Genomic DNA, 21,774 nt, shown 5'->3' on the forward strand with positions numbered 1-21,774 from the left:
CCCACCCGGCATACCGCCTCCGTCTTTGTCGGTTCCCACGAGGTGGATACGGTGAGCGGCATGTCCTCGTCGACGCCGCCGAAGCCCATGCCCCTGGTCGACACCGGGCTGCGCACCGAGCCGGACCGCGCATGGGTGCGGGAGGCGATCCGCAAGCTGCGCGCCGACGCGACGCGGACGTCGGACACCCACCTCATCAAGGTGCACCTGCCGGGGTGCGGACGCGTCGACCTCTACCTCAAGGACGAGTCGACGCACCCGACCGGCTCGCTCAAGCACCGGCTCGCGCGCTCGCTCTTCCTCTACGGGCTGTGCAACGGCGTCATCGGACCTCGCACGACGGTCGTCGAGGCGTCGTCCGGCTCGACGGCGGTGAGCGAGGCGCACTTCGCGCGGATGCTCGGGGTGCCCTTCGTCGCCGTCATGGCGTCGTCGACGTCCCCGGCGAAGATCGCGCTCATCGAGCGCGAGGGCGGCCGGTGCCACCTCGTCGACGACCCCACCGCCGTCTACGACGAGGCCCGACGGGTGGCCGACGAGGCCGGCGGGGTCTACCTCGACCAGTTCAGCAACGCCGAGCGGGCGACGGACTGGCGGGGTAACAACAACATCGCCGAGTCGATCTTCGAGCAGATGTCGATGGAGGAGCACCCGGTCCCGCGATGGATCGTCGTTGGTGCGGGCACCGGCGGGACATCGGCGACCATCGGCCGGTTCGTCCGCTACCAGGCGCTCGACACGCAGGTGTGCGTCGTCGACCCCGAGCACTCGGCGTTCCTGCCGGCGTGGCAGGGCGACGGCGAGGCACGGCTCGAGCCGTCGCGGATCGAGGGCATCGGGCGTGCGCGGCTCGAGCCGTCGTTCCTCCCGCTCGTCGTCGACCGGATGCTCGGCGTGCCCGACTGCGCCTCGATCGCGGCGATGCGCTTCCTCCGGGAACGCACCGGCATCTCGGCCGGCCCGTCGACCGGCACGAACATCTACGGCGCGCTTCGGCTCGCCGCCGAGATGCAGGCCGCCGGTGAGCGCGGCTCGATCGTCTCGCTCGTCTGCGACCGCGGCGACCGCTACGACGAGACCTACAACTCCGACGCCTGGGTCGCCGAGAAGGGACACGACCTGGCGAGGTATGCCGGCGTGCTGGCGTCCGCGTGGGACGAGGGCGTCTGGCTCGGCTGAGCGACCGAGGACTAGGTCACAGGGGCCGAAAAGGACTATGCAAAGTTGACCAGTCCGATTTGACCAACCCACGGTGCGTCCTCGCAGGTCAGCCCTAGGTTTCCGGCAGGGGCCCATCCCCTTCCCTGATGCCCAGCCTGCCAGGAGTTCACACTGTGACCAGAGCCCTGCTCCGCCGTACCTCCGCGGCCGCCATCGCGGCCCTCACCCTCGCCCTCGGCGCCGCCTCCGCCACCGCCGACGACGTCGTCAACGACCTCGACGCGACCATCGACCCCGCCGCCGAGGTCATGCCCCTCACTGTGGGTGGGGCCGACGGCACGACCACGCTGTCGATCGTCGAGCGCAACGGCGACGGCAAGAACGGCTGCAACCTCACCGGCCAGACCGTCCTCACGGTGTCGGTCACCTCCTCGGACCCGTCGAAGGCCACGGTGTCGCCGAGCAGCGTCACCTTCACGAGCTGTGGGGCGACGAGGGAGGTCACCGTGCACGCCGTGGCCGAGGGGTCGTCCACCGTGACCCTCGTGGCCAAGAGCAACACCACCGGCGGGTCGTTCGACCTCGCCCCCGCGACCTTCCGGGTCGACGTCTCCGCGGCCACGCCGACCAACACCGCACCCACGGTGGAGGTCACCGGCGTGACGAGCGGGACGGCATACGAGTTCGGTTCGGTGCCCGACGCGATGTGCCAGGTGACCGACGCCGAGGACGGCGACTCGAGCTTCCCGGCCACGCTGAGCGCGGTCACCGGCGGTCCGGCCGCCGGGCTCGGGCAGCAGACGGCGACCTGTGCCTACACGGACGCCGGTGGTCTCGAGGCCGTCTCGTCCGTGACCTACTCGGTCGTCGACACGACAGCGCCGGTCATCACCAGGGTCAGCCGGCTGCCCGGGGCGAACCCCGCCGGGTGGAACAACGCCGACGTCACCGTCACCTGGTCCTGCTCCGACACCTTCCTCGACGAGGCCGCCTCGGTGACGAGCCGGACGGTGACGAGCCAGGGCGCGGACCAGTCGGCGACGGGCACGTGCACCGACCTCAGCGGCAACAGCGTGAGCGACACCGTCTCCGGGATCAGCATCGACACGACCGCCCCGACGATCGCTGCCGCGCTCAGCCCGTCCCGGCCGGCCACCGCGTGGTGGAACATCGGCTCGGGTGCCCCCACGGTGACCTACACCTGTGGTGACGAGCTCTCCGGTGTCGCCTCCTGCACCGACGCCCACACGTTCGGTGAGGGTGCGGACCAGTCGCACAGCGGCTCGGTGGTCGACGCGGCGGGCAACTCCGCGACGACCGGTGTGAGTGACGTCGACGTCGACCTCACCGCTCCGGGCGTCACCTGGGTCGGCGGACCTGCCGACGGTGGCGCGTACTACTTCGGGCCCGTTCCCGCGGCCGGCACGTGCGATGCGACCGACGCCCTCTCCGGTCCGGGCGCCTGCACGGTCTCGGGTCACGCCACCTCGGTCGGGACGCACACCCTCACGGCCTCGGCGAAGGACGTCGCCGGCAACACGACGACGGCCCAGCGCGACTACGAGGTCCTCGCGTGGACGCTCAAGGGCTTCTACCAGCCGGTCGACATGGGCGGCGTGTGGAACACCGTGAAGAACGGCTCCACCGTCCCGCTCAAGTTCGAGGTCTTCGCCGGGGCGACCGAGCTCACCGACACCGCCGTGGTCGACACGTTCACCGTGACGAAGGTGTCGTGCAGCACCGCGGGTGGCTCCGACGACGTCGAGCTCACCACGTCGGGCAACACGGTGCTCCGCTACGACGCCTCGGGCGGGCAGTTCATCCAGAACTGGCAGACCCCGAAGTCGGCGGGGGCCTGTTACAAGGTCACGATGACGACGGATGACGGCTCGGCCACGAGCGCGCTGTTCAGGCTCAAGTGACGTGAGCCGGTCCGAGTCGCCCTGAGTCGCCCTGAGTCGACCTGAGTCGACCTGAGTCGACCCTGAGGCGAGCCGAGTCGAGCTGACGAGGCCCGGGGGTGCGTGCTCCTCCGGGCCTCGTCGTGTGCTGGCCGATTCCGCGTTTTCGTGGGGTCCGGCCGCAGCTCGCAGACGGCTACGATTCCCGCGGGGTCACGGGGGGTGTCGACGGTTGTCGACGGGGTCCATGGCTCTGTCCTCCGTCCGCTCGACCTCCAGGAGTCGTCCGTGTCCTCGACCGTCCTCGTCGCACCGCCACTGTCACGGGGAGGTGGGGTGCGCCGGCTCGTCGTCGTCGCGCTCACCGCCGTCCTCGGCATCGTGCTGGGCCTCGCCGCAGCTCCGCCCGCGCAGGCCGCGTCGGGCTACACGATCACCGGCGTCGTCACCGGACGTGACGCGAGCGGTGCCCTCGTCCCGCTCGACGACGTCTACCTCTACGCCCAGCCGGTCGACTGGCAGGACGACCGTGACCACTACGGCACGGCCGACGCCTCGGGTCGCTTCACCATCGACGTCACCCAGCCGGGCGACTACACCCTCTATGCCAGCTGCCACTCGGGGACGGCCTGCGCCGACACCTACGCGACGCAGTACTACGACCAGGCCGCGGGCCATGGTGATGCCAAGACCATCGTCGTGAGCACGACGACGCCGGTCACCGCCAACATCCGGCTGCCGCGCTTCGCGACCGTCACGGGCAAGGTGACGAGCACCTCGGGCGCAGCCATCCCGGGCATCAGGGTCGAGAGCGTGCCCACGAGCGGCGGCTCGGTCGTCGGCACCACCACCGACGCCACCGGCGCCTACACCCTCACCAAGGTCGTCCCGGGCAAGGTGAGCATCACCGCCCGGGATGCCGACTGGAACATGCACACCTGGGATGCCGAGTACTGGGACGGCACGTCGGTGAGCACGCCCGACTACCCCTACCCCTCCCCGGTCCTGCCCGAGGGCCCCACGGTGACGACGGCCAACTTCCAGCTCGCGCCGACGACCGGCTTCTACGGCGAGGCCGTCGACAGCGCCGGTGCTCCGATCCAGGGCGTCAGGTGGACGACCTACACCCACAACGCCACGACGGGGACGTGGGACACCCCGCAGTACGGCCCGCTCATGAACGACGTGAACGGCAGGTTCTTCTGGCGCACCGAGGTCGGCGGCCGCTACAAGTTCTGCTTCTACGACGACCACTACGGCCCCGAGGCCCCGAACCGCGAGACCCGCTACGCCTCGCGCTGCTGGGACAGCGCCACGTCGAGCGACACGGCGACGATCCTCACCCAGCCGACCTCCCCGGCCCAGCGCACCCTCCGCGTCGTCCTCCCGGTCGCCGGCAAGTCGCTCACCGCGAGCGAGCCGTGGGTCGACGGCCCGTCACGGGTCGGTTCGACGCTCACCGCCCACGCCAACGCATGGGGCCCGTCGGGCGTCCAGCTCGCCTACCAGTGGGGCTGGTACGACAAGGCGAACGGCTGGGCCTTCGTGCCCGTGGCCGGCGCCACCGGCACGACGTTCACCCCGACCTCCGACCTCGCGGGCAAGGCCGTCGCCGTCCGCGTGACCGGGTCGCTGTCGGGCTACGTCACGACGACGATGTCGAGCATCGGCTACGAGGTCGGCACGGGTGTCGCCCTGACGTCCCCGCTCCAGATCTCCGGCAGTCCGGTCGCCGGGCAGACCCTCACCGCGAACCACGGCACCCCCGCGGGTGGCGCGGCCATCGACTACGACAGCTACGAGTGGCGTGCCGACGGTGTGTATGCCGGGCAGCAGAAGACGTTCACCCTCACCAGCGACATGGTCGGCAAGAAGATCAGCGTCCGCTACTACCTGCGCACGACCGACCCCAACAGCGACACCACCTACGTCGCCACCACCGGTCCCGTCACGGCCCAGCTCGGCACCCTGACGGCGCCGACGCCCACGATCACGGGCACCGCCAAGGCCGGTTCGGTCCTCACCGCCGTCCCCGGCACCTGGGGTCCGGCGCCGGTCACCCTCGCCTACCAGTGGAAGCGGGCCGGGGTCGCCATCACCGGCGCCACTGCGAGCACCTACGCCCTCACGGGGTCCGACACGGGCAAGGCGATCACCGTCACCGTCACCGGCACGAAGTCCGGCTACGCGACGGCCGCGAAGACGTCGGCCGCCACGGCCGCCGTCGCGGCGGGCACGCTCACCGCACCGACGCCGACGATCAGCGGCACGAAGACGGTCGGCTACACCCTCACCGCCGTCCCCGGCACGTGGGGTCCGGCACCGGTGGCGCTGGCCTACCAGTGGTTCCGCTCGGGCGTCGCCATCACCGGCGCGACTGCCAGCACCTACACGCTCACCACCACCGACCAGGGCAAGACCCTCACGGTCCGCGTCACGGGCAGCAAGACCGGATGGACGAGCGCCGCGAAGACGTCGGCCGCCACGACGACGGTGCTCGGCGCCCTCACCGCGCCGACCCCGACGATCTCGGGCACCCGCACGGTCGGCTACACCCTCACCGCCGTCCCCGGCACCTGGGGACCGGCACCGGTCACCCTCGCGTACCAGTGGTTCCGCTCGGGCGCCGCCATCACCGGCGCGACCGCCAGCACCTACACGCTGACGTCGACCGACATGGGCAAGACGATGACGGTGCGCGTCACCGGCAGCAAGACCGGCTACATGAGCGTCGCCAGGACCTCGGGCGCGACCGCGACCGTCCTCGGGGCCCTCACCGCGCCGACTCCGACGGTGAGCGGCACGGTCAAGGCCGGCTACCGGCTGACGGCCACCCCCGGCACGTGGGGGCCGTCGCCGGTCACCCTCGCCTACCAGTGGAAGCGGGCGGGCGTCGCCATCACCGGCGCAACGGCGAGCTCCTACGTGCTCACCGGCTCCGACACCGGCAAGGCGATCACCGTGACCGTCACGGGGACCAAGGCCGGGTACATGACCGTCGCCAGGACGTCGGCTGCGACCGCGGCCGTCGCCGCGGGGACGCTCTCGGCGCCGACGCCGACGATCAGCGGCACGCGGACCGTCGGCTCGAGGCTCAACGCCGTGCCCGGCACGTGGGGCCCGGCACCGGTCACCCTGACGTACCAGTGGTACCGCTCGGGTGTCGCCGTCTCGGGCGCCACGGCGAGCAGCTACGTCCTCACGACGACCGACCGCACCAGGACGATCACGGTCCGCGTCACGGGCAGCAAGACCGGCTACACGAGCGTCGCGAAGACGTCGGCCGCGACGGCGACCATCACCTGACGCACCCGGGGTGCTGACCGTCTTCGCGGTCCGCCCTCCACGGCGACCGAAGGGCCCGGCCACCTGGCCGGGCCCTTCGGCGTCCCTCGGCGTTCGCCGGCGGTGGCACCAACGGACCAGGGGACGCATGGCCCGGCCGGGTCACGAGGACCCCGCTGCCGCACGCATTTTCCCGCAGTGCCGGACGGACGCCTCGTCCGGCGATTAGCGTGACAGGGCCGGGTCGAGTGCCTTGGAGAGCGATGTACATCTCGTTTCGCAACCAGCCCACGGCGCGACCTGACGGCTCGCGGTCCCGTGGCCGAGCCACCCCCAGGACCGTCGTGCTCCTGGGGCTCACGAGCCTGTTCACCGACATCTCCTCCGAGATGGTCACCGCGGTGCTGCCGCTCTTCCTCGTCCTCCAGATGGGGCTGGCGCCGTCGCAGTTCGGCCTCGTCGACGGGCTCTACCGAGGGGTGTCCTCGCTCTCGGGGTTGGCCTCGGGTCTGCTCGCCGACTGGCTGGGGCGACCCAAGCTCGTCGCCTCCGTGGGCTACGGCCTGTCCGCGGCGACCCGCCCACTCCTCCTTGTCGCCTCCTCCGTGACGAGCGTGGCCGGCCTCATCTCGCTCGACCGGGTCGGCAAGGGCATCCGGACCGCGCCCCGCGACGCCCTCATCGCGCACGCCTCTCCCGCCGGGGACCTGGGGCACAGCTTCGGGGTCCACCGCGCGATGGACACCGTGGGCGCCATGCTCGGTCCCCTCGTCGCGTTCGGGATCCTGCTCCTGCTCCCGGGACGGTTCGACGCCGTCTTCGTCGTCAGCGCCGGCTTCGCCCTCCTCGGCCTCGCCGTCGTCGCCCTGCTCGTGCCCGAGCGGCGGGCGCGAGCCAAGGAGCGGGCCGCCGTCGGGGCCGCATCGCCTCAGGACCGCTCACGCGAGGAGGGCATGGGCGAGGACGGCCTCGGTGAGGACCTGGAGCCGGGACCCCGCCGGCTCACCCGAGCGGACGTCGCCGGGCTCCTGCGGTCGCGTCCCGTGCTGCGCCGGGTGGGCGTCGCCGGGCTCCTCACCCTCTTCACGGTGAGTGACGCCTTCGTCTTCCTCGCGCTGCTCGACCGCGAGGCCGACCTGGCGAAGGCCTTCCCGCTCTTCGCGGTCGGCGTCGCCCTCGTCTACTCGATGCTGTCGGTCCCCTTCGGACGGCTGGCCGACCGCTACGGGCGGATGGCGACCTACCTCGTCGGGCACGTCGCCCTCCTCGCGGTGTATGCCACCGTGGGCGCCCCGACCGGCGCCCTCGCGGCCACGGTCGCCGCCCTCCTGCTCCTCGGTGTGTTCTATGCCGCGACCGACGGGGTGCTGGCCGCGGCCGTCTCGGCGGCGCTGCCCGAGGTCTCGCGCGCGTCGGGCATGGCGCTCACGCAGACCGCCGTGGGCGTCGCCGGGTTCGTGTCATCCGTGGGGTTCGGCCTGCTGCTCAGCCGGCTGGGGACCGGCAGCGCCTACCTGGTCATGGCGATCGGGCTCGCCTGCGCCCTCCCCGCCGCGGCGGTCGTGCTCCGGCCCGATCTCGACCCGGTCTCCGCGCCATGACGACGGCGCGTGGGCGGGTCGTCGGCTTTGCAGTCGTCGTCGTCGCCGTGATCTGCGCGATGGTGGGCTACGTCCTCGTCGCGGTGGCGGCGGACGACGACAACGCGTCGGCCGGGGCACCGGCCCCGACAGCCTCGGCCGGCCAGCCGGCATATCCGAACGGGTTCATCGCGTTCCGGCGCACGAGCAACGACGCCGGCTACGGGACCGTGGGGACGGTGCCGATCGACCAACCCACCGCGACACCGGCGGCGAACCCCGGCCTCGTCTGCGAGCGCGTGCACGTGAGCCGCGGCGGCGGCGTGTGCGTCGACGTCGACCGGGGGAGCGTCACGACGGCCCGCGTGCTGCTGCTGGGCCCGGACCTGCGCGTGCGCCACACGCTGACGACACCCGGCATACCGAGTCGTGCGCGGGTCTCCGCGGACGGTCGGTGGGGAGCGACGACGACGTTCGTCTTCGGGCACTCCTATGCCGACGGCAGCTTCTCGACCCAGACCGAGATCTACGACATGCAGGCTGGCAGGTCCTTGGGGAACCTCGAGGACTTCGACGTCACCCGTGGTGGCGCACCGGTCAGGTCCGCCGACCTCAACGTCTGGGGCGTGACGTTCGCCCGGGAGGGCACGACGTTCTATGCGACGGTCATGACCGGGGGACGCAAGCATCTCGCCCGGGGGGACAGCGCCACACGCACGCTGACCCTGCTCGACGTGTCCGCCGAGTGCCCGTCGCTCTCGCCGTCCGGGGAGCACGTGGCCTACAAGAGCGCCACCGGACCGACGACGTGGGAGGTCAAGGTGCGCCGGCTGTCCGACGGGTCCGAGACCGTCATCCGCACGGCGCGCAGCGTCGACGACCAGATCGAGTGGCTCGACGACGAACGCATCCTCTTCGGTCTCGCGCCGCCGGGGGGCGGCGCCACCTCCGACGTCTGGGTGGCGCCGGCCGACGGTTCAGCGCCGGCCGAGCTGCTCATCCCTGCCGCCTGGTCGCCCGCGGTGGTGCGCTGAAGCCGGCAGTGAGAAGCCCCGGGAGAGCGTGCGGCTCTCCCGGGGCTCGTCCGCGTTGACTCGGTCAGACCGCGTCGACGAGTCCGGCGCGGTCGACCTTGCGGTGGTAGCGGACGCCGGCGATGCCGCCGAGGATCGCGCCACCGAGGCTGAGAAGCAGGGCCGCGACGAGCGTGACGATCCCGGCGGTGCTCAGCGTCCCCTCGTCCACGGGGATGCGCGGGAAGCCGTTGAGCTGCTCGAGCACGTTGTACTCGCTGCCGGCGAGGTAGCCGAGCAGGGCCACGACGGCCGCGATGACCAGGGCCCACACCCAGACGGCCACGCCCTGGCGAGCCCCTTGGAAGCGCGCCATGCGCCCGGCGACATAGCCGCCGCAGTAGTAGGAGACGAAGATGATGACGGCGAGTCCGATGGCTCCGGCCAGGCCGACGCCCTCCGGGTTGCCGGTGGCGTCGTCGGCCGCCTGCCCGAGGTCCGTGCCGGTCGCGATGCCGACGGCAGCGCCCGCGGCGACGAGCAGCGCGGTGAGGAGCACGGACATGCCGGTGGCCGACAGCCAGCCGAAGAAGGCGGCGCCTGGCTTCACCCCGCCGTATCTCTCCTGCTCGGCCGCCACCTTGGCGTGCGGGTCGATCGCGACGGCTCCGCCGCCGTTCACCACGCGCCGGTCCCCGGCGTCCCGGTCCCGGTGGAGGACCTCGGTGCGGTCGTCCTTGCCGTCACCGTCCCGGTCGCGGTTCCGGTCGAACGCTTCGGTGCGGTCGTCCCTGCCGTCACCGTCCCGGTCGCGGTTGCGCTGGTCGTCGCGGTAGCGCTGGTCGTCGCTGTCGAACGCGTCGTCGCGCCGACGGGCGTCGTCATCGAGGCGGTCGGGCTCCTCGGCACGATCACGAGGGTCCCGGCTGTGGGATGTGCTCATGCTGTCCTCCTGAGACTCGGGTCCAGTTCGTGGACCGACGGTGGCAGGGACCGGTCCCGGTCGGGAAAGCGCTCCCTGCCAACCAACCTACGACCGCTGGGCCAGCGATCGGGGCTCGCCGCTGGGTGCACTCAGCCGTCGAGGTCGACGTCGGTCGTCGCGTTGAAGTCCGACACCGACTCGTCGCCCCTGAGTCCGAAGTGCTGGTTCAGGCGCGCCTCCTGCTCAGGGCTGAGATGTTCGCCGATGGGGCCTATGTCCGGCGCCTCCTCGACGACCTTCCTGCTGAAGGGAAGCTGGATGTGGTCCTGATAGAACTCGGCCGGGCCGAGCGGGACGACGCTCTGGTCTGCCCCGAGGAGGCCGGTGTCCAGCGCTGCCCAGGCCGCCATCCCGGTGTGGCCGTCGACGTAGACGTGATCGACGCGGCCGACCTTCTCGCCGCCGCTGTCACGGATGTCCTGGCCCTCGAGGGACGGGCTCTGGTTCGAGTCGAGCATGGTGCTGCACCTACCCCGGGCGCCCGAGGGCAAACCCCTGCGTGCCTCCGGGCCCGAATGACGGCAGCCCACGGACTTCGCGGCCCGAGTCACCGGCTCGGGGCGTGTGCCCGGATCGCCTCCGTGAGCCGGTCGACGAGGGGTGAGCGCAGCCGCCACGACTGCCAGTGCAGCGGCACGTCGACGTGCTCGCGAGCGCCGAGCCGGACGAGCGCTCCCGACTCGAGGTCCGCGCGGCACTGCGCCTCGGGCAACGCACCCCAGCCGAGCCCGGCCCGCACCGCCTCGGCGAACCCCTCGGACGACGGCACCCGGGAGGTCGGCGGCTGCGCGTCGTCACCGATGCCGTGGCGGCGGAGCACCCCTCGCTGCACCTCGTCGTGCTCGTTGAACTGCAGCACCGGCATCCGTGCCCAGTCGATGCCGCGACCGTGCGAGAACCGCTCTCGCAGAGCCGGTGTCATGACCGGGAGGTAGCGCATCACCCCGATCCGCTCGACCGAGCAGCCCTGCACCGCGGTGGGGTTCGAGGTCACGGCGCCGAGGACGCTGCCCGCCCGGAGCAGCTCATGGCTGTGCCCCTCGTCCTCGACGTGGAGGTGCAGCACGACGCCCTCCCAGCGAGCCACCTCGTGCAGGACGCCGACGAACCACGTCGCGAGCGAGTCGGCGTTGACGACGACAGGGAGCTCTCGCGTCGTCGCGGCGTCGTCGAGGGCAGCGCGGGCCTCGCGCTCGAGCAGGTCCTGCTGCCTGGCCAGGCGGACGAGCACCTCCCCGGCCTCGGTCGCCTCGCACGGCAGGCCGCGCCGCACCACGACCCGGCCGAGGGAGTGCTCGAGCGCCTTGATCCGCTGGCTCACCGCCGAGGGCGTGACGTGCAGCCGGCGGGCGGCCGCCTCGAACGTCCCCTCGTCGACGACGGCGAGGAGGGCCCGGAGCTGGTCGGTCTGCACCCCTCCACCGTAGATGAAGCCAGACTAAGGATCCCCCAGAATCCTTCGCTGGCCTTCACAGGGGCCCACGCCTAGCGTCGGAGGCGATGAACACCACGATCCTCACCGCCGTCCTCAGTGGCCTTGTCTCGGGCCTCTCGCTCATCATCGCCATCGGTGCGCAGAACGCGTTCGTCCTGCGGCAGGGCATCGCGCGCGACCGCGTCGGCGTCGTCGTCGCGATCTGCGCCGTCAGCGACCTCGTCCTCATCGTCGCGGGCGTCCTCGGCGTCGGGGCGCTCGTCGACAACCACCCCGGACTGCTCCGCGTCGTCACCGGGGCCGGCGCGGCCTACCTCGTCTGGTTCGGCATCCGCTCCCTGCTGTCCGCGCGCCGCCCGCAGGCGCTCACCGCCGGGTCGGCGGCCGGCGGCTCCGCCGCGCTCACCGCGGTCGCACTCACCTGGCTCAACCCGCACGTCTACCTCGACACCGTCCTCATGCTCGGCAACCTCAGCGCCTCCCACGGACCGACGGGACGGTGGTGGTTCGGGGCGGGCGCCGGGGTCGCCAGTCTCCTGTGGTTCCCGACCCTCGGGTATGCCGCGCACCTCGCCTCCCGCTGGCTCGCCCGCCCCCGGGTCTGGCAGGTTCTAGAGGTGCTCATCGGCCTCGCCATGTTCGTCCTCGCCGCGATGCTCCTCCGCTCGAGCTTCTGACGCAGGGGCGCACTCTCTGGGACCCCTTGCGCACGTCGAGGACGTCGCCGAGATCCCGGCGGTGCTGCGCCACGGCGCCACCGTCCACCCCTCCTCCGCGCAGGTCAGGTCCACCGGAACCATGCCCGACTGACCCGTCCGACCCCACGTGTGGCGCCCGTTCGAATGGGTCGGCGGTGCGGGTCCCACGCTCTGCGTGGGCCGGCATACGAGGCAGGTTGCAGTTTGGTCCAAAGCGATGACGGGCGGGCGGCAGCGGCGCATCATGGGTGGTGTGGGGCCCCGCGCCCGCCGACGGCTCCGCGCTGGAGGTTGTCATGGGACCCGCACGACGGCTCACGGCAGGAGTGACCGCCGGACTCGCGGCGCTGGCGATCGGCGTCGTCGCACCGGCACCGGCCCAGGCCGACCCGGCGACACCCGTCGGCTACCCGGCGATGTCGACGGCGACGCGCATCTCGGGGTCATTCTTCGACACGTGCACGGCCCCGTCGCTCGCCGCGCTGTCGGCGTGGCGGGGGCGCTCGCCCTACACCGGCGTCAACATCTACTTCGGTGGGCGCAACCGCGGCTGCGCTCAGCCGAACCTCACGTACGACTGGGTGCGCAGCGCCACGGCCGCCGGCTGGTCGCTCGTGCCGACCTACTTCGGCGACCAGCCCTTCTGCGTCTTCGGCTCCAAGCCCTACCGCTATGTCGCGAGCGCCGCGGCCTCGCGGGGCGCAGCCGACGGTGCCGACGCCGTGGCGAAGGCCAAGGCACTCGGCCTCCTGCCCGGCAGCGCGCTCTATGCCGACGTCGAGCACTACGACCGGGCGGCCGTGGGCTGCACGGCGGCGGTGCGCACCTACGTGTCCGAGTGGACGCGGGCACTGCACCGTGCCGGGTTCCTCGCCGGGATCTACGCCCACCAGGACTCGGGCGTACGCGACCTGGCGGCGTCCTACTTCTCGACGAGCCTCGCCCGCCCCGACGCGGTCTGGATGGCGCGCTGGGACGGCGTCGCGACGACGACGAACTGGCCCACGGCCGGCAACACGCTCTGGGCCGAGTGGCAGCGCGCCAAGCAGTACCGCGGCGACCACAACGAGACGTGGGGCGGCGTGACGATGAACATCGACAGCAACGTCATCCGTGGGCCGGTCGCGAGCGCGCTGCGGGCCTACCGCGTCACGAGCTCGAGCACGCTCAACGTCCGCAGCGGACCGGGGAGCTCGTATCCCGTCGTCGGCACGGTCGCGTCCGGGTCGACGGTCTCCGTCGTCTGCCAGGCTCTCGGCCAGACGGTGGGCTCGACGGCGGTGTGGGACCGGATCAGCTCGGGCGGCTACGTCACCGACCTCTATCTCTCGACGCCGTCGAGCACCACGTGGAGCCCACCGCTGCAGCGCTGCTCCTACCCGGGTCAGACCACCCTCTCGACGCCGGTCAACACCCGTTCCGGACCCGGGACCTCGTATGCCGTCAACGGCTCGCTCCAGGGTGGCGCGCTCGCCTGGGTCGCCTGCCAGAAGACGGGCAACACCGTCGGCACGACGTCGGTGTGGGACCAGCTCGTCGACGGGAGGTGGGTGAGCGACTACTACGTGTCGAACGCCTCGAACACGACGTGGAGCTGGCCGGTGCCGCGGTGTCCCTGACGCCGGCGGCCGAACGGGTCATTCCCCGTTCGTGGGCTGCGGGCCGTCCGTGACCGGTGGGCCCTCGAGCCGGCGGTAGCGCAGGAGCACCGACCCGCCGGAGTAGGCGCGGGGCGGCTCGGCGAGCTCGAACCGCGTCGGCACCGTGCCCTCTGCGAAGAGGCGCTTGCCCATGCCGAGGACGACCGGGTGCATCCGGAGGTTGACCCGGTCGACGAGCCCGGCGTCGAAAAGCGTCCGGAGCAGGTCGGCACTGCCCCACGTGTGGATCTGCTCGTGCCGCTCGCGCAGGTCGCGGACCTCGGTGGCAGCGTCGGTGACCTGCGTGCTGTCCTGCCACGTGAGCTCCGGCGTGCCACGTGAGGCGACGTACTTCGGGATCGAGTTGAAGGCCGTCCCGATCCGCGAGGTCTGGTCGGGCCAGTAGGTCCGGAAGATCTCGTAGGTCGTGTGACCGAGGAGGAGTGCGTCCGCGGCCTCGGCGTCGGCGGCGACCTGGGCCCCGGACTCCTCGTCGCCGTAGGGCCGCTCCCACCCGCCGTAGGGATAGCCCGCGTCCTGCGCTGTCGTGCCGCCGTTGGCCTGGATGACGCCGTCGAGCGTGATGTTCATGTTGACGTGGAGCTCGCCCATGGGCCGAGTCTGCTCCTCTCGGCGGGCGGCCGGGGCCGGGGTGGCATCCTCGCTCCATGGCCACCGACCCGAGCGCGCTGTCCGACGAGGCCGTCGACTTCCTCACCGAGCGGCACCTCGCGACGCTCACCACGCTGCGCCGTGACGGTTCGCCGCACGTGGTGCCCGTGGGGTTCACCTGGGACGCGGCGGCCGGTGTCGTGCGGGTCATCACGAGCGGCTCGTCGCAGAAGGCCCGCAACGCCGATCGCGGCGGCCGGGCAGTCGTGTGCCAGGTCGAGGGCCGCCGCTGGCTCGCCCTCGAGGGACCCGCGCGCGTCCTCCGTGACGCCGACGCCGTGGCCGACGCCGTCGAGAGGTATGCCGTCCGCTACCGGCAGCCGCGCGTCAACCCCGAGCGTGTGGTCGTCGAGATCGCCGTCGACCGGGTGCTCGGCAACGTCTGACCTGGTCCTTCCGGGCCACGTGCGAAGTGGTCAGTCCCCGCGCGGGCTCCGACGCCGAGAGCGAGGAGGGTCGAGGGATGAGCACAGACAAGCTGAAGCTTCACCGGTCCCACCTCCAGCCGGACGGCAGCACCTTCCCGCCGGTGACGCCGGACCCACCGCCACCGCCCGGTTGGGTCGACCCGCTGGAGTCTGCCGAGCTGCTGCGCGACCCGGTCCCGGCCGAGAGCCCGGGCCCCGGCGGGTCCTGACCGGCGGGGCGAACCCACACCGGTGAGCCGTCCACGGGAGGGGCGCGGACGGCATACCTGACCGGTCGAAGCCCTCAGACCTGAGCAGGTGCGGTCGAGGTGAACCAGCCCGACGGGCCGAGCTCGGCGCCCATGCGCGGGACGTACTGGTCGAAGTAGATCCGGGCGATGAGCTCGCGGCGACTGCGGACGTCCGCCTTGTCGAAGACCGACTTGAGGTGGTCCTGCACGGTGTAGGTCGACACGCGCATCGTCGAGGCGATCTCCTTGGTGTCGACACCCTGGAGGACGAGCTGGGTGACGTCGCGCTCGCGCTGGGTGAGGTCGAAGGCCGCGACGACGAGCGGGACGATCTCGGGCGGACGGGCCTCCTCGACGGTGACGACGACGTCGCCGCTCGACCCGTCCGCGCTGAGCAGCGGGGTGGCGTGGAGGACGAGCCACATGCCGCTGCGGGCGCGGACCCGGCTGCGCGGCGGCACAGTCGTCTCGCCGCGGGCGTAGCGCCGGGCGGCGGCAACGAGCGAGCTGATGATCGCGGTCCACCGGGCGTTGTGGGTGGGACTCTCGAGCTCGCGCAGCCGCTCCTCGGCGCCCATGCTCGTCTGCCGGATCTGGTCGTCGGCGCCGATGATGAGGACGGTCGGCCCGGTCGACGGACCGGGTGGGGCGGTGGCGGTGCGAGCGAGGAGCCCGGTGCGCACCCCGGCGGCGAAGACGGCCGAAAGAGACCCCGCGAAGGCGACCTCGTCGAGCTCGAACGGGCGGCTGTCGGGCTCGCGGAAGAGCGCCGCGCCACCCCACACCTGCCCGCCGTCGCGGAAGAGGACGCGCAGCTCGTCGCCGTAGCCGAAGTGCGGCTTCATGAAGCTGCTCATCCGGTGTGAGCGCTCGGGGTCACCGTGGGTCGCGTGGACGCCGGCGGAGGCGAGGCCGGTCCGTGACATCTCGAGGAAGGCGGTCTCCTCGACGTTGCCGTACTCGATCGAGCCCCACTCGTGGTCGTGCTCGTCGCGACCCTGGAGGTCGCCGAACTTGCGGGTGCTCGTGAGCAGCTGGGTGCTCGGGTCGACGGTCGCGAGGCAGGCGCCGACGTGCGGGACCGCGCGCTGGAGCGACTCCACCGCCTCGGTGAGGAAGGTGTCGATGTCGAGGCCGGCACGCGCGACGACCTCGACGTCCCTGCGCACCCGTTCGGCAGTGAGTCCGCGGGTCATGATCGGAGTGTGGCGGAGCGCCGGGCCAGGGCACCATCCCACAAAAGTGGGATACGACCACCCCCACGACAGGGGGGCGTGAAGTCCCCGGTGACGAGGGATGGTCGCCGACGTGGGGTCGGCGCGACCGTTGTCGGCATGACGAGCACCGAAGTCCGGCCCACCACCACCCCCTCACCGGCTCGAACACCTATGGGTGTTCGAGGCGGCTCCGGTGGTGCGGCGGGCGACCTCCGTCCCACCGCCGGCGTCGGCGCCGGCCGGGTGCACGTGTCGCCCGCGGTCTTCCTCCCGCTGGGTGCACACGGCCCTCTCGACGAGAGGGGGCGACTCGTCCACGCCGAGGACCCGGCAGCCCAGCTCGCCCTCGCGCTCGCCGAGCTCGAGGCGACAGTCATCGCCGCGGGACTGCAGCCACACCAGGTGGTGCAGCTGCGGGTCAGCGCGACCGACCTGCCCGCGGTCCTCTCGGTGCTCGACACCCTCACCGACCGGCTCGCCGAGGTCGGTGCCACTCCCGCCCTCAGCGTCGTCGGGGTCTCGGCCCTCCCCGTCGACGGGATGCTCGTCGCCCTCGACGGGCTCGCCCTCGGCACGCCGTCCGGCTCGACGCCTCCGGCCCCGGGTATCTGAGCGGCGTCGACGCCCTCCTCAGACCCGATGCCCCCACCACCCCTACACCGTCACGCGCCCCAACCCGGAACGCGTGTGCCCCCACCAGAGAAGGACACCACCATGACCGTCGAGACCACCCTCGACCCCAGGCCCGCCTCTCCCGCCGAGTCGCTGCGCGACCTCTGCGGTGGAGCGGTCCACCTCGCCGGCGATCCCGGCTACGACACCGCCCGCATGCCGTGGAACGTCGCCGTCGACCAACGGCCCGCCGCCGTGGCCTTCCCGCGCCACGCCCAGGACGTCGTCGACGTCGTGCGCGCTGCCGCAGCCGCGGGCCTGCGCGTGGCAGCCCAGGCGACCGGCCACGGTGCCGGCCCGCTCGCCGACCAGCCGCTCCACGACGTCGTGCTCATCCGCACGAGCGGCATGTCGGCCGTGTCGGTCGACCCCGACGCCCGCGTGGCCCGGGTCGAGGGCGGCGCCCTGTGGCAGGACGTCGTCGAAGCGGCGGCCCCCCATGGGCTCGCCGCGATGCACGGCTCCTCGCCCGACGTCGCCGTGAGCGGCTACACCCTCGGCGGCGGCCTCAGCTGGTATGCCCGCAAGCTCGGCCTCGCCACCAACCAGGTGACGGCCGTCGAGGTCGTCACCGCCGATGGCTCCCTCGTGCGAGCCACCGAGCACGCGAACCGCTCGCTGTTCTGGGCGCTGCGCGGCGGTGGCGGCAACTTCGGCGTCGTCACGGCCATCGAGTTCCGCCTGCACTTGATCCCCGACGTCTACGCCGGGATGCTCCTCTGGGACCGCGAGCGCGCGCCCGAGGTCGTCCGGGCCTGGGCGCAGTGGACGCGGACCGCTCCGGACGAGGTGACGACGTCGCTGCGGGTCCTCAGCTTCCCGCCGCTGCCGGAGTTGCCGCCCTTCCTCAGCGGTCGCCAGCTCGTCGTCATCGACGGCGCCGTCCTCGCCAACGACGCCTCCGCCGAGGCGCTGCTCGCCCCGCTGCGCGCGCTGGGTCCCGAGATGGACACGTTCGCGCGGGTCCCGTCGGCCTCGCTCACCCGGCTGCACATGGACCCCGAGGGTCCGACGCCCGGTGTCGCTGCGACGACGGTCCTCGAGGACCTGCCGGAGGAGGCGATCGAGGCGTTCCTGGGTCAGGTGGGGCCGGGCTCGACGACCTCGCTGCTCGCGGCCGAGCTCCGCCAGCTCGGCGGCGCCCTGGCCCGCCGCGACCCCGCCGGCGGTGCGCTGTCGCACCTCGAGGGCGCGTTCGCCGGGTTCTTCGTCGCCATCGCGGCGACCCCCGAGATGGCCGAGCAGGGTCGCGCGGACGGTCAGGCCCTCGTCTCGGCCCTGCGGCCCTGGGCCAACGGACGGTCCGTCCTCAACTTCGCCGAGAACCAGACCGACGCGAGCACGGCATACGACAGGGGTTCGTGGGAGCGGCTGCGCACGGTGCGCGCGGCCGTCGACCCGGACGGGCTCTTCGCCGCGAACCATCCCGTGCCACAGGAGCGCCGCCCGGCCTGAGCCCCGGTGCGGAAGGGCCGGTCCTCACGGAGGCGCACAGGGGTCGCCTTCGTGAGGACCGTGCCGTTCCAAGACCTCGTCGGCACATCTCGACGGTCCAAATGTGCGTCAGGTCTTAACCGAACCGTCGGCGTTGGCCGTGCGACTGCTGCGATCACCTATACCGTCGCGTCACACTCCGACTGATGATTCCGGGGGCAAACCAGCTTCGCAGAGGGCCGATGGGCGCTGACGGATGCAGACATTCGGTGTCGCCACCGAGACGTAATGCGACTGGAGGTCGCACACGCCACTTTGCGAGCTCCTTCAGGATGCGGCGCTCGGCGCTGCGACACTCGATGAGTGTGGCCTCTCGAACCTCGATCACCTCCGCACCCTCCCGCAGCTGGCTGCTGATTCGCGGACGGTCTGCGAGACCGATGCCAACCTTCAAGAATCGGTTTGGCCCCCGGCCCCAAGACAACAGATACAGGCACCCCGGAAGATCTCCCAAGGCTGCCAACGATCGGTCAGGCAGATGCTCAGACCACGGGCATCGAGGCGGCTGAGGCCACGGAGTAACTTTCGGCATGATCCCGCCGCACCTGTTGTGTTTAACCCACACTCTTGATGGCGGTGCCTTCTTGGGCTCTACGTGCACTCGCGAACCCACGTACTCGAAGTCGACAGGAGCGAACCGGGCCTCGAAGGTCTCTCTTCTCAAAGCCGCTTCACTCGAGGGTCCCTCCAGTAGTCGGCCCCCCGCAAGCGACCAACTCACGGGTCGACAGATCTCGCATGGAGCGCGAAGCCCGGCGTGGACCACGGTCGTCGCACCGCAAGTTTGACAGCGGAGCACGTCGACATCGAAGCCCTCTGGGCGACGTTTGAGTTTGCGCATTCCCCTCGTGCACGAGGCACACAACCGCGGACAAGGCGGCCAACCGCAGTCGAAATCCTTGGTCGTCCCATCGCACAATGCGCACTTGGCTACATGCGACGCTAACGCGCAAGGGCAGGCCTGTCGGGCGATATGGCTCGGTGCTGCGGGTAAGGGGTCGCCCGACAGCGAAGCTCGGACGACCATGGTCAGGGCTTGGAAAAATGTCTGAGGTCTGATGTCGAAGACGCGAGAAGCCGTTCGACGTACGTGCACGAAGCACCACACCGTCACACCGGAGGAGAAATCGACATGCCGCGTTTCATGGGATTCGTGAGGATGGAAGAGGGCATCGGGATGCCGCCGCAGTCGCTGTTCGAGGCGATGGACAGCTACATCGGCGAGCGCGCCGCGTCGGGGGTCTTCCTCGACGGGGGCGGGCTCTACGGCACCGAGGACGCCGTGAACTTCGTCGTCCGCAAGGGGGAGGTCAGCCGCGTCGACGGTCCCTACGCCGAGGCCAAGGAGGTCGTGGGCGGCTGGTCCCTGCTGGAGTACCCCAGCGTCGAGGCCGCCGTGGCCGACCAGCAGAAGTTCGCCGAGCTCCACGCCGAGCACTGGCCCGAGGTCACCGTCGTGGCGACGCTGCGCCAGATCTCGGAGGGTCCGGACGCGGGCACCGACTGACGCTCGCTGTCCACGCGTGCTGTCTACGCTCCCTGTCTACGCTGGCCCCGTGCCGGCGGAGACCAGTTCGGAGAACCTCAACGAGGCCATCGTCACGACGTGGCGGGCCGAGTCGGCCCGCCTCGTCGGGGCTCTCACCCGGATGACCCGCGACCTCGACCTGGCCGAGGACCTCGCGCAGGACGCCCTCGTCGCCGCCCTCGAGCAGTGGCCTGGGAGTGGAGTTCCCGAGAACGCGGCGGCTTGGCTCATGGCTGTCGCGAAGCGTCGCGGCATCGACCACTTCAGGCGTGCCGACACCCTGCGGCGCAAGACGGCCGAGCTCGAGCATGCGCTTGGTGGAGAGGAGGCGACCATGCCGGACCTCGACGACCAGGTCGACTCCATCGAGGACGACGTCCTGCGGCTCATCTTCCTGTCCTGCCACCCGGCGCTGACGCCGGAGTCGCGGGCGGCGTTGACCCTGCGGCTGGTGGGCGGCCTCACCACCGCCGAGATCGCGCGTGCCTTCCTCGTGAGCGAGTCCTCCATGGGTCAGCGGATCTCTCGCGCGAAGAAGACGCTGGTCACGAAGGGCGCCGAGTTCGAGCTGCCGTCGGGGCCGGAGCGGACTGCTCGTCTGGGCGATGTCATGGCCGTGATCTACCTGATCTTCAACGAGGGGTACGCCGCCACCGCCGGCGCGGACTGGATGCGCCCCGACGTGGCGAACGAGGCGATGCGGCTTGCGCGCATGCTCGTCGCGTTCGCTCCCCACGACGTCGAGGTCCTCGGGCTTCAGGCGCTGCTCGAGCTCCAGGGGTCCCGGATGGCTGCGCGTCGGGACGAGCGCGGCGAGCCGGTGCTGCTGGATGACCAGGACCGGAGTCGGTGGGATGCGCTGCTTCTGCGGCGGGGGTTGTCCGTGCTGGAGCGGGCCGAGCACTTGGCGGCCGGTGGGGCGGCCGTGGGCACGTACTTCCTACAGGCGTCGATCGCCGCGGAGCATGCTCGGGCTGCGCGAGCCGAGGACACGAACTGGCGCCGGATCGCGGCGCTCTACGACGTCCTGGCCGAAGCCGCTCCGGGTCCGGTCGTGGAGGTGAACCGGGCAGTGGCGCACGGTCGCGCCTTCGGGCCGGACGCGGGTCTCGCTGTGCTGTCGGCCGTGCACGACGGCGCGCTGGGTGACTCGCCACTGCTGCCAAGTGTGCGGGGCGATCTCCTCGAGCGAGCAGGGCTGCACGCCGAGGCCGCCGCGGCATTCGCCCATGCATCGGCACTCACGGCCAACGGGAGTGAACGCGCCGTCTTGAACCGCCGCGCGGAGCTGAACCGGGCGTTGGCTGCGGCGCCGTAGGTTGGAGCTTGTGGCGGAGCGTTGGGTCAGCACGAAGCAAGGGGCGCATCTGGCGGGCCGCAGCAAGGTCAACACGGAGCCCGAGGTGCTGCTGCGACGCGCCGTGCACGCCGCCGGAGGTCGGTTCAGGCTTCACCGAAAACTTGCCAAAGGGTGCACCCCCGACTTCGTCCTGCCGGGCCGAGGTGTCGCTGTCTTCGTCGATGGATGCTTCTGGCACGGATGCCCGGTGCACGGGAGGAAGACGCCGTGGACAGGGCCAAACGCCGAGCTCTGGAGCGAGAAGATGCGTCGAAACGCGGAGCGTGATCGCAAAGCCACCGAACTGGCCGAGCAGAGCGGTTGGCACGTCGTGCGCGTGTGGGAGTGCGAGGTGCGCAATGACCCTGAAGGGTTGGCTTGTCGGGTGATGACACCGACTGTCAGAGCTGAGTGATGGGGTCTGTGCAGTAGAAGTCTGCCCATCGCCGACGGGCCTCTGAAAAGGGGCCGCGGCCCTGCACGGAGGACCCGCATG

General features: G+C 71.5%; 19 protein-coding genes. 14 read left to right on the top strand and 5 right to left on the bottom strand.

Annotation, left to right across the window (positions count from 1 at the left end; all coding sequences use genetic code 11):
* The first annotated feature begins 60 nt into the window (after positions 1–60).
* From ACOJV7_RS07340 to ACOJV7_RS07360, 5 genes are all read left to right on the top strand, one after another.
* Entirely contained in the window at positions 61–1,179 is a 1,119-nt protein-coding gene (locus ACOJV7_RS07340) for a PLP-dependent cysteine synthase family protein (RefSeq protein ID WP_420189479.1), read from the top strand.
* Positions 1,180–1,334: 155 nt separating this feature from the next.
* Positions 1,335–3,083: a PxKF domain-containing protein gene (locus tag ACOJV7_RS07345; protein WP_420189480.1), complete on the top strand. Its 1,749-nt coding sequence runs from the start codon at positions 1,335–1,337 to the stop codon at positions 3,081–3,083.
* Between the two features lie 267 nt (positions 3,084–3,350).
* Complete coding sequence (locus tag ACOJV7_RS07350) at positions 3,351–6,368, top strand: carboxypeptidase regulatory-like domain-containing protein (protein ID WP_420189481.1); 3,018 nt, start codon at positions 3,351–3,353, stop codon at positions 6,366–6,368.
* Positions 6,369–6,691: 323 nt separating this feature from the next.
* Positions 6,692–7,948 carry an MFS transporter gene (locus tag ACOJV7_RS07355; RefSeq protein WP_420189482.1) on the top strand — a complete coding sequence of 419 codons (1,257 nt, stop codon included), beginning with the start codon at positions 6,692–6,694 and terminating at the stop codon, positions 7,946–7,948.
* Positions 7,945–8,961: a TolB-like translocation protein gene (locus ACOJV7_RS07360; protein WP_420189483.1), complete on the top strand. Its 1,017-nt coding sequence runs from the start codon at positions 7,945–7,947 to the stop codon at positions 8,959–8,961. The genes ACOJV7_RS07355 and ACOJV7_RS07360 overlap by 4 nt, the downstream gene beginning before the upstream one ends.
* Positions 8,962–9,025: 64 nt before the next feature.
* On the opposite strand, the gene ACOJV7_RS07365 is transcribed toward ACOJV7_RS07360, so the two are convergent.
* From ACOJV7_RS07365 to ACOJV7_RS07375, 3 genes are all read right to left on the bottom strand, one after another.
* Positions 9,026–9,883 (bottom strand): hypothetical protein, encoded by an 858-nt coding sequence (locus ACOJV7_RS07365; protein WP_420189484.1) that lies wholly within the window; start codon positions 9,881–9,883, stop codon positions 9,026–9,028.
* A gap of 131 nt (positions 9,884–10,014) precedes the next feature.
* The gene (locus ACOJV7_RS07370; RefSeq protein WP_420189485.1) at positions 10,015–10,383 is read right to left on the bottom strand and encodes a PRC-barrel domain-containing protein; all 369 of its coding nucleotides are present in this window, start codon (positions 10,381–10,383) and stop codon (positions 10,015–10,017) included.
* Positions 10,384–10,472: 89 nt separating this feature from the next.
* A complete protein-coding gene (locus tag ACOJV7_RS07375; RefSeq protein ID WP_420189486.1) occupies positions 10,473–11,339 on the bottom strand; it encodes a LysR family transcriptional regulator ArgP in 867 nt (288 codons plus the stop codon).
* A gap of 86 nt (positions 11,340–11,425) precedes the next feature.
* Between ACOJV7_RS07375 and ACOJV7_RS07380 the strand changes: the two genes are divergently transcribed.
* Together ACOJV7_RS07380 and ACOJV7_RS07385 are read left to right on the top strand one after the other, a co-directional pair.
* Entirely contained in the window at positions 11,426–12,037 is a 612-nt protein-coding gene (locus ACOJV7_RS07380; RefSeq protein ID WP_420189487.1) for a LysE/ArgO family amino acid transporter, read from the top strand.
* 317 nt (positions 12,038–12,354) lie between these two features.
* Entirely contained in the window at positions 12,355–13,677 is a 1,323-nt protein-coding gene (locus ACOJV7_RS07385; RefSeq protein ID WP_420189488.1) for a glycoside hydrolase domain-containing protein, read from the top strand.
* A gap of 18 nt (positions 13,678–13,695) precedes the next feature.
* Here the strand turns inward: ACOJV7_RS07385 and ACOJV7_RS07390 are convergent, their stop codons facing one another.
* On the bottom strand, positions 13,696–14,310 hold the full coding sequence (locus ACOJV7_RS07390; protein ID WP_420189489.1) for a dihydrofolate reductase family protein: 615 nt from the start codon (positions 14,308–14,310) through the stop codon (positions 13,696–13,698).
* A 56-nt stretch (positions 14,311–14,366) separates the two neighbouring features.
* Between ACOJV7_RS07390 and ACOJV7_RS07395 the strand changes: the two genes are divergently transcribed.
* Both ACOJV7_RS07395 and ACOJV7_RS07400 read left to right on the top strand, forming a co-directional pair.
* Positions 14,367–14,756 (top strand): PPOX class F420-dependent oxidoreductase, encoded by a 390-nt coding sequence (locus tag ACOJV7_RS07395; protein ID WP_420189490.1) that lies wholly within the window; start codon positions 14,367–14,369, stop codon positions 14,754–14,756.
* A gap of 77 nt (positions 14,757–14,833) precedes the next feature.
* Positions 14,834–15,007: a hypothetical protein gene (locus tag ACOJV7_RS07400; RefSeq protein ID WP_420189491.1), complete on the top strand. Its 174-nt coding sequence runs from the start codon at positions 14,834–14,836 to the stop codon at positions 15,005–15,007.
* A 74-nt stretch (positions 15,008–15,081) separates the two neighbouring features.
* Here ACOJV7_RS07400 and ACOJV7_RS07405 read toward each other — a convergent pair whose 3' ends face one another.
* A complete protein-coding gene (locus ACOJV7_RS07405) occupies positions 15,082–16,224 on the bottom strand; it encodes a helix-turn-helix transcriptional regulator (protein WP_420189492.1) in 1,143 nt (380 codons plus the stop codon).
* Between the two features lie 192 nt (positions 16,225–16,416).
* On the opposite strand from ACOJV7_RS07405, the gene ACOJV7_RS07410 reads away from it, so the two are divergent.
* The 5 genes from ACOJV7_RS07410 to ACOJV7_RS07430 all read left to right on the top strand — a co-directional run bounded on the left by ACOJV7_RS07410 (position 16,417) and on the right by ACOJV7_RS07430 (position 21,693).
* A complete protein-coding gene (locus ACOJV7_RS07410; protein ID WP_420189493.1) occupies positions 16,417–16,857 on the top strand; it encodes a Rid family hydrolase in 441 nt (146 codons plus the stop codon).
* Between the two features lie 102 nt (positions 16,858–16,959).
* Entirely contained in the window at positions 16,960–18,372 is a 1,413-nt protein-coding gene (locus tag ACOJV7_RS07415; RefSeq protein WP_420189494.1) for an FAD-binding oxidoreductase, read from the top strand.
* 1,198 nt (positions 18,373–19,570) lie between these two features.
* Positions 19,571–19,918 (top strand): YciI family protein, encoded by a 348-nt coding sequence (locus ACOJV7_RS07420; RefSeq protein WP_420190384.1) that lies wholly within the window; start codon positions 19,571–19,573, stop codon positions 19,916–19,918.
* A 49-nt stretch (positions 19,919–19,967) separates the two neighbouring features.
* The gene (locus tag ACOJV7_RS07425) at positions 19,968–21,257 is read left to right on the top strand and encodes an RNA polymerase sigma factor (RefSeq protein WP_420189495.1); all 1,290 of its coding nucleotides are present in this window, start codon (positions 19,968–19,970) and stop codon (positions 21,255–21,257) included.
* 10 nt (positions 21,258–21,267) lie between these two features.
* Positions 21,268–21,693: a very short patch repair endonuclease gene (locus ACOJV7_RS07430; RefSeq protein ID WP_420189496.1), complete on the top strand. Its 426-nt coding sequence runs from the start codon at positions 21,268–21,270 to the stop codon at positions 21,691–21,693.
* The last annotated feature ends 81 nt before the right edge of the window (positions 21,694–21,774 follow it).

The sequence above is a fragment of the Knoellia tibetensis genome (assembly GCF_048606415.1).
GTDB lineage: Bacteria > Actinomycetota > Actinomycetes > Actinomycetales > Dermatophilaceae > Knoellia > Knoellia tibetensis.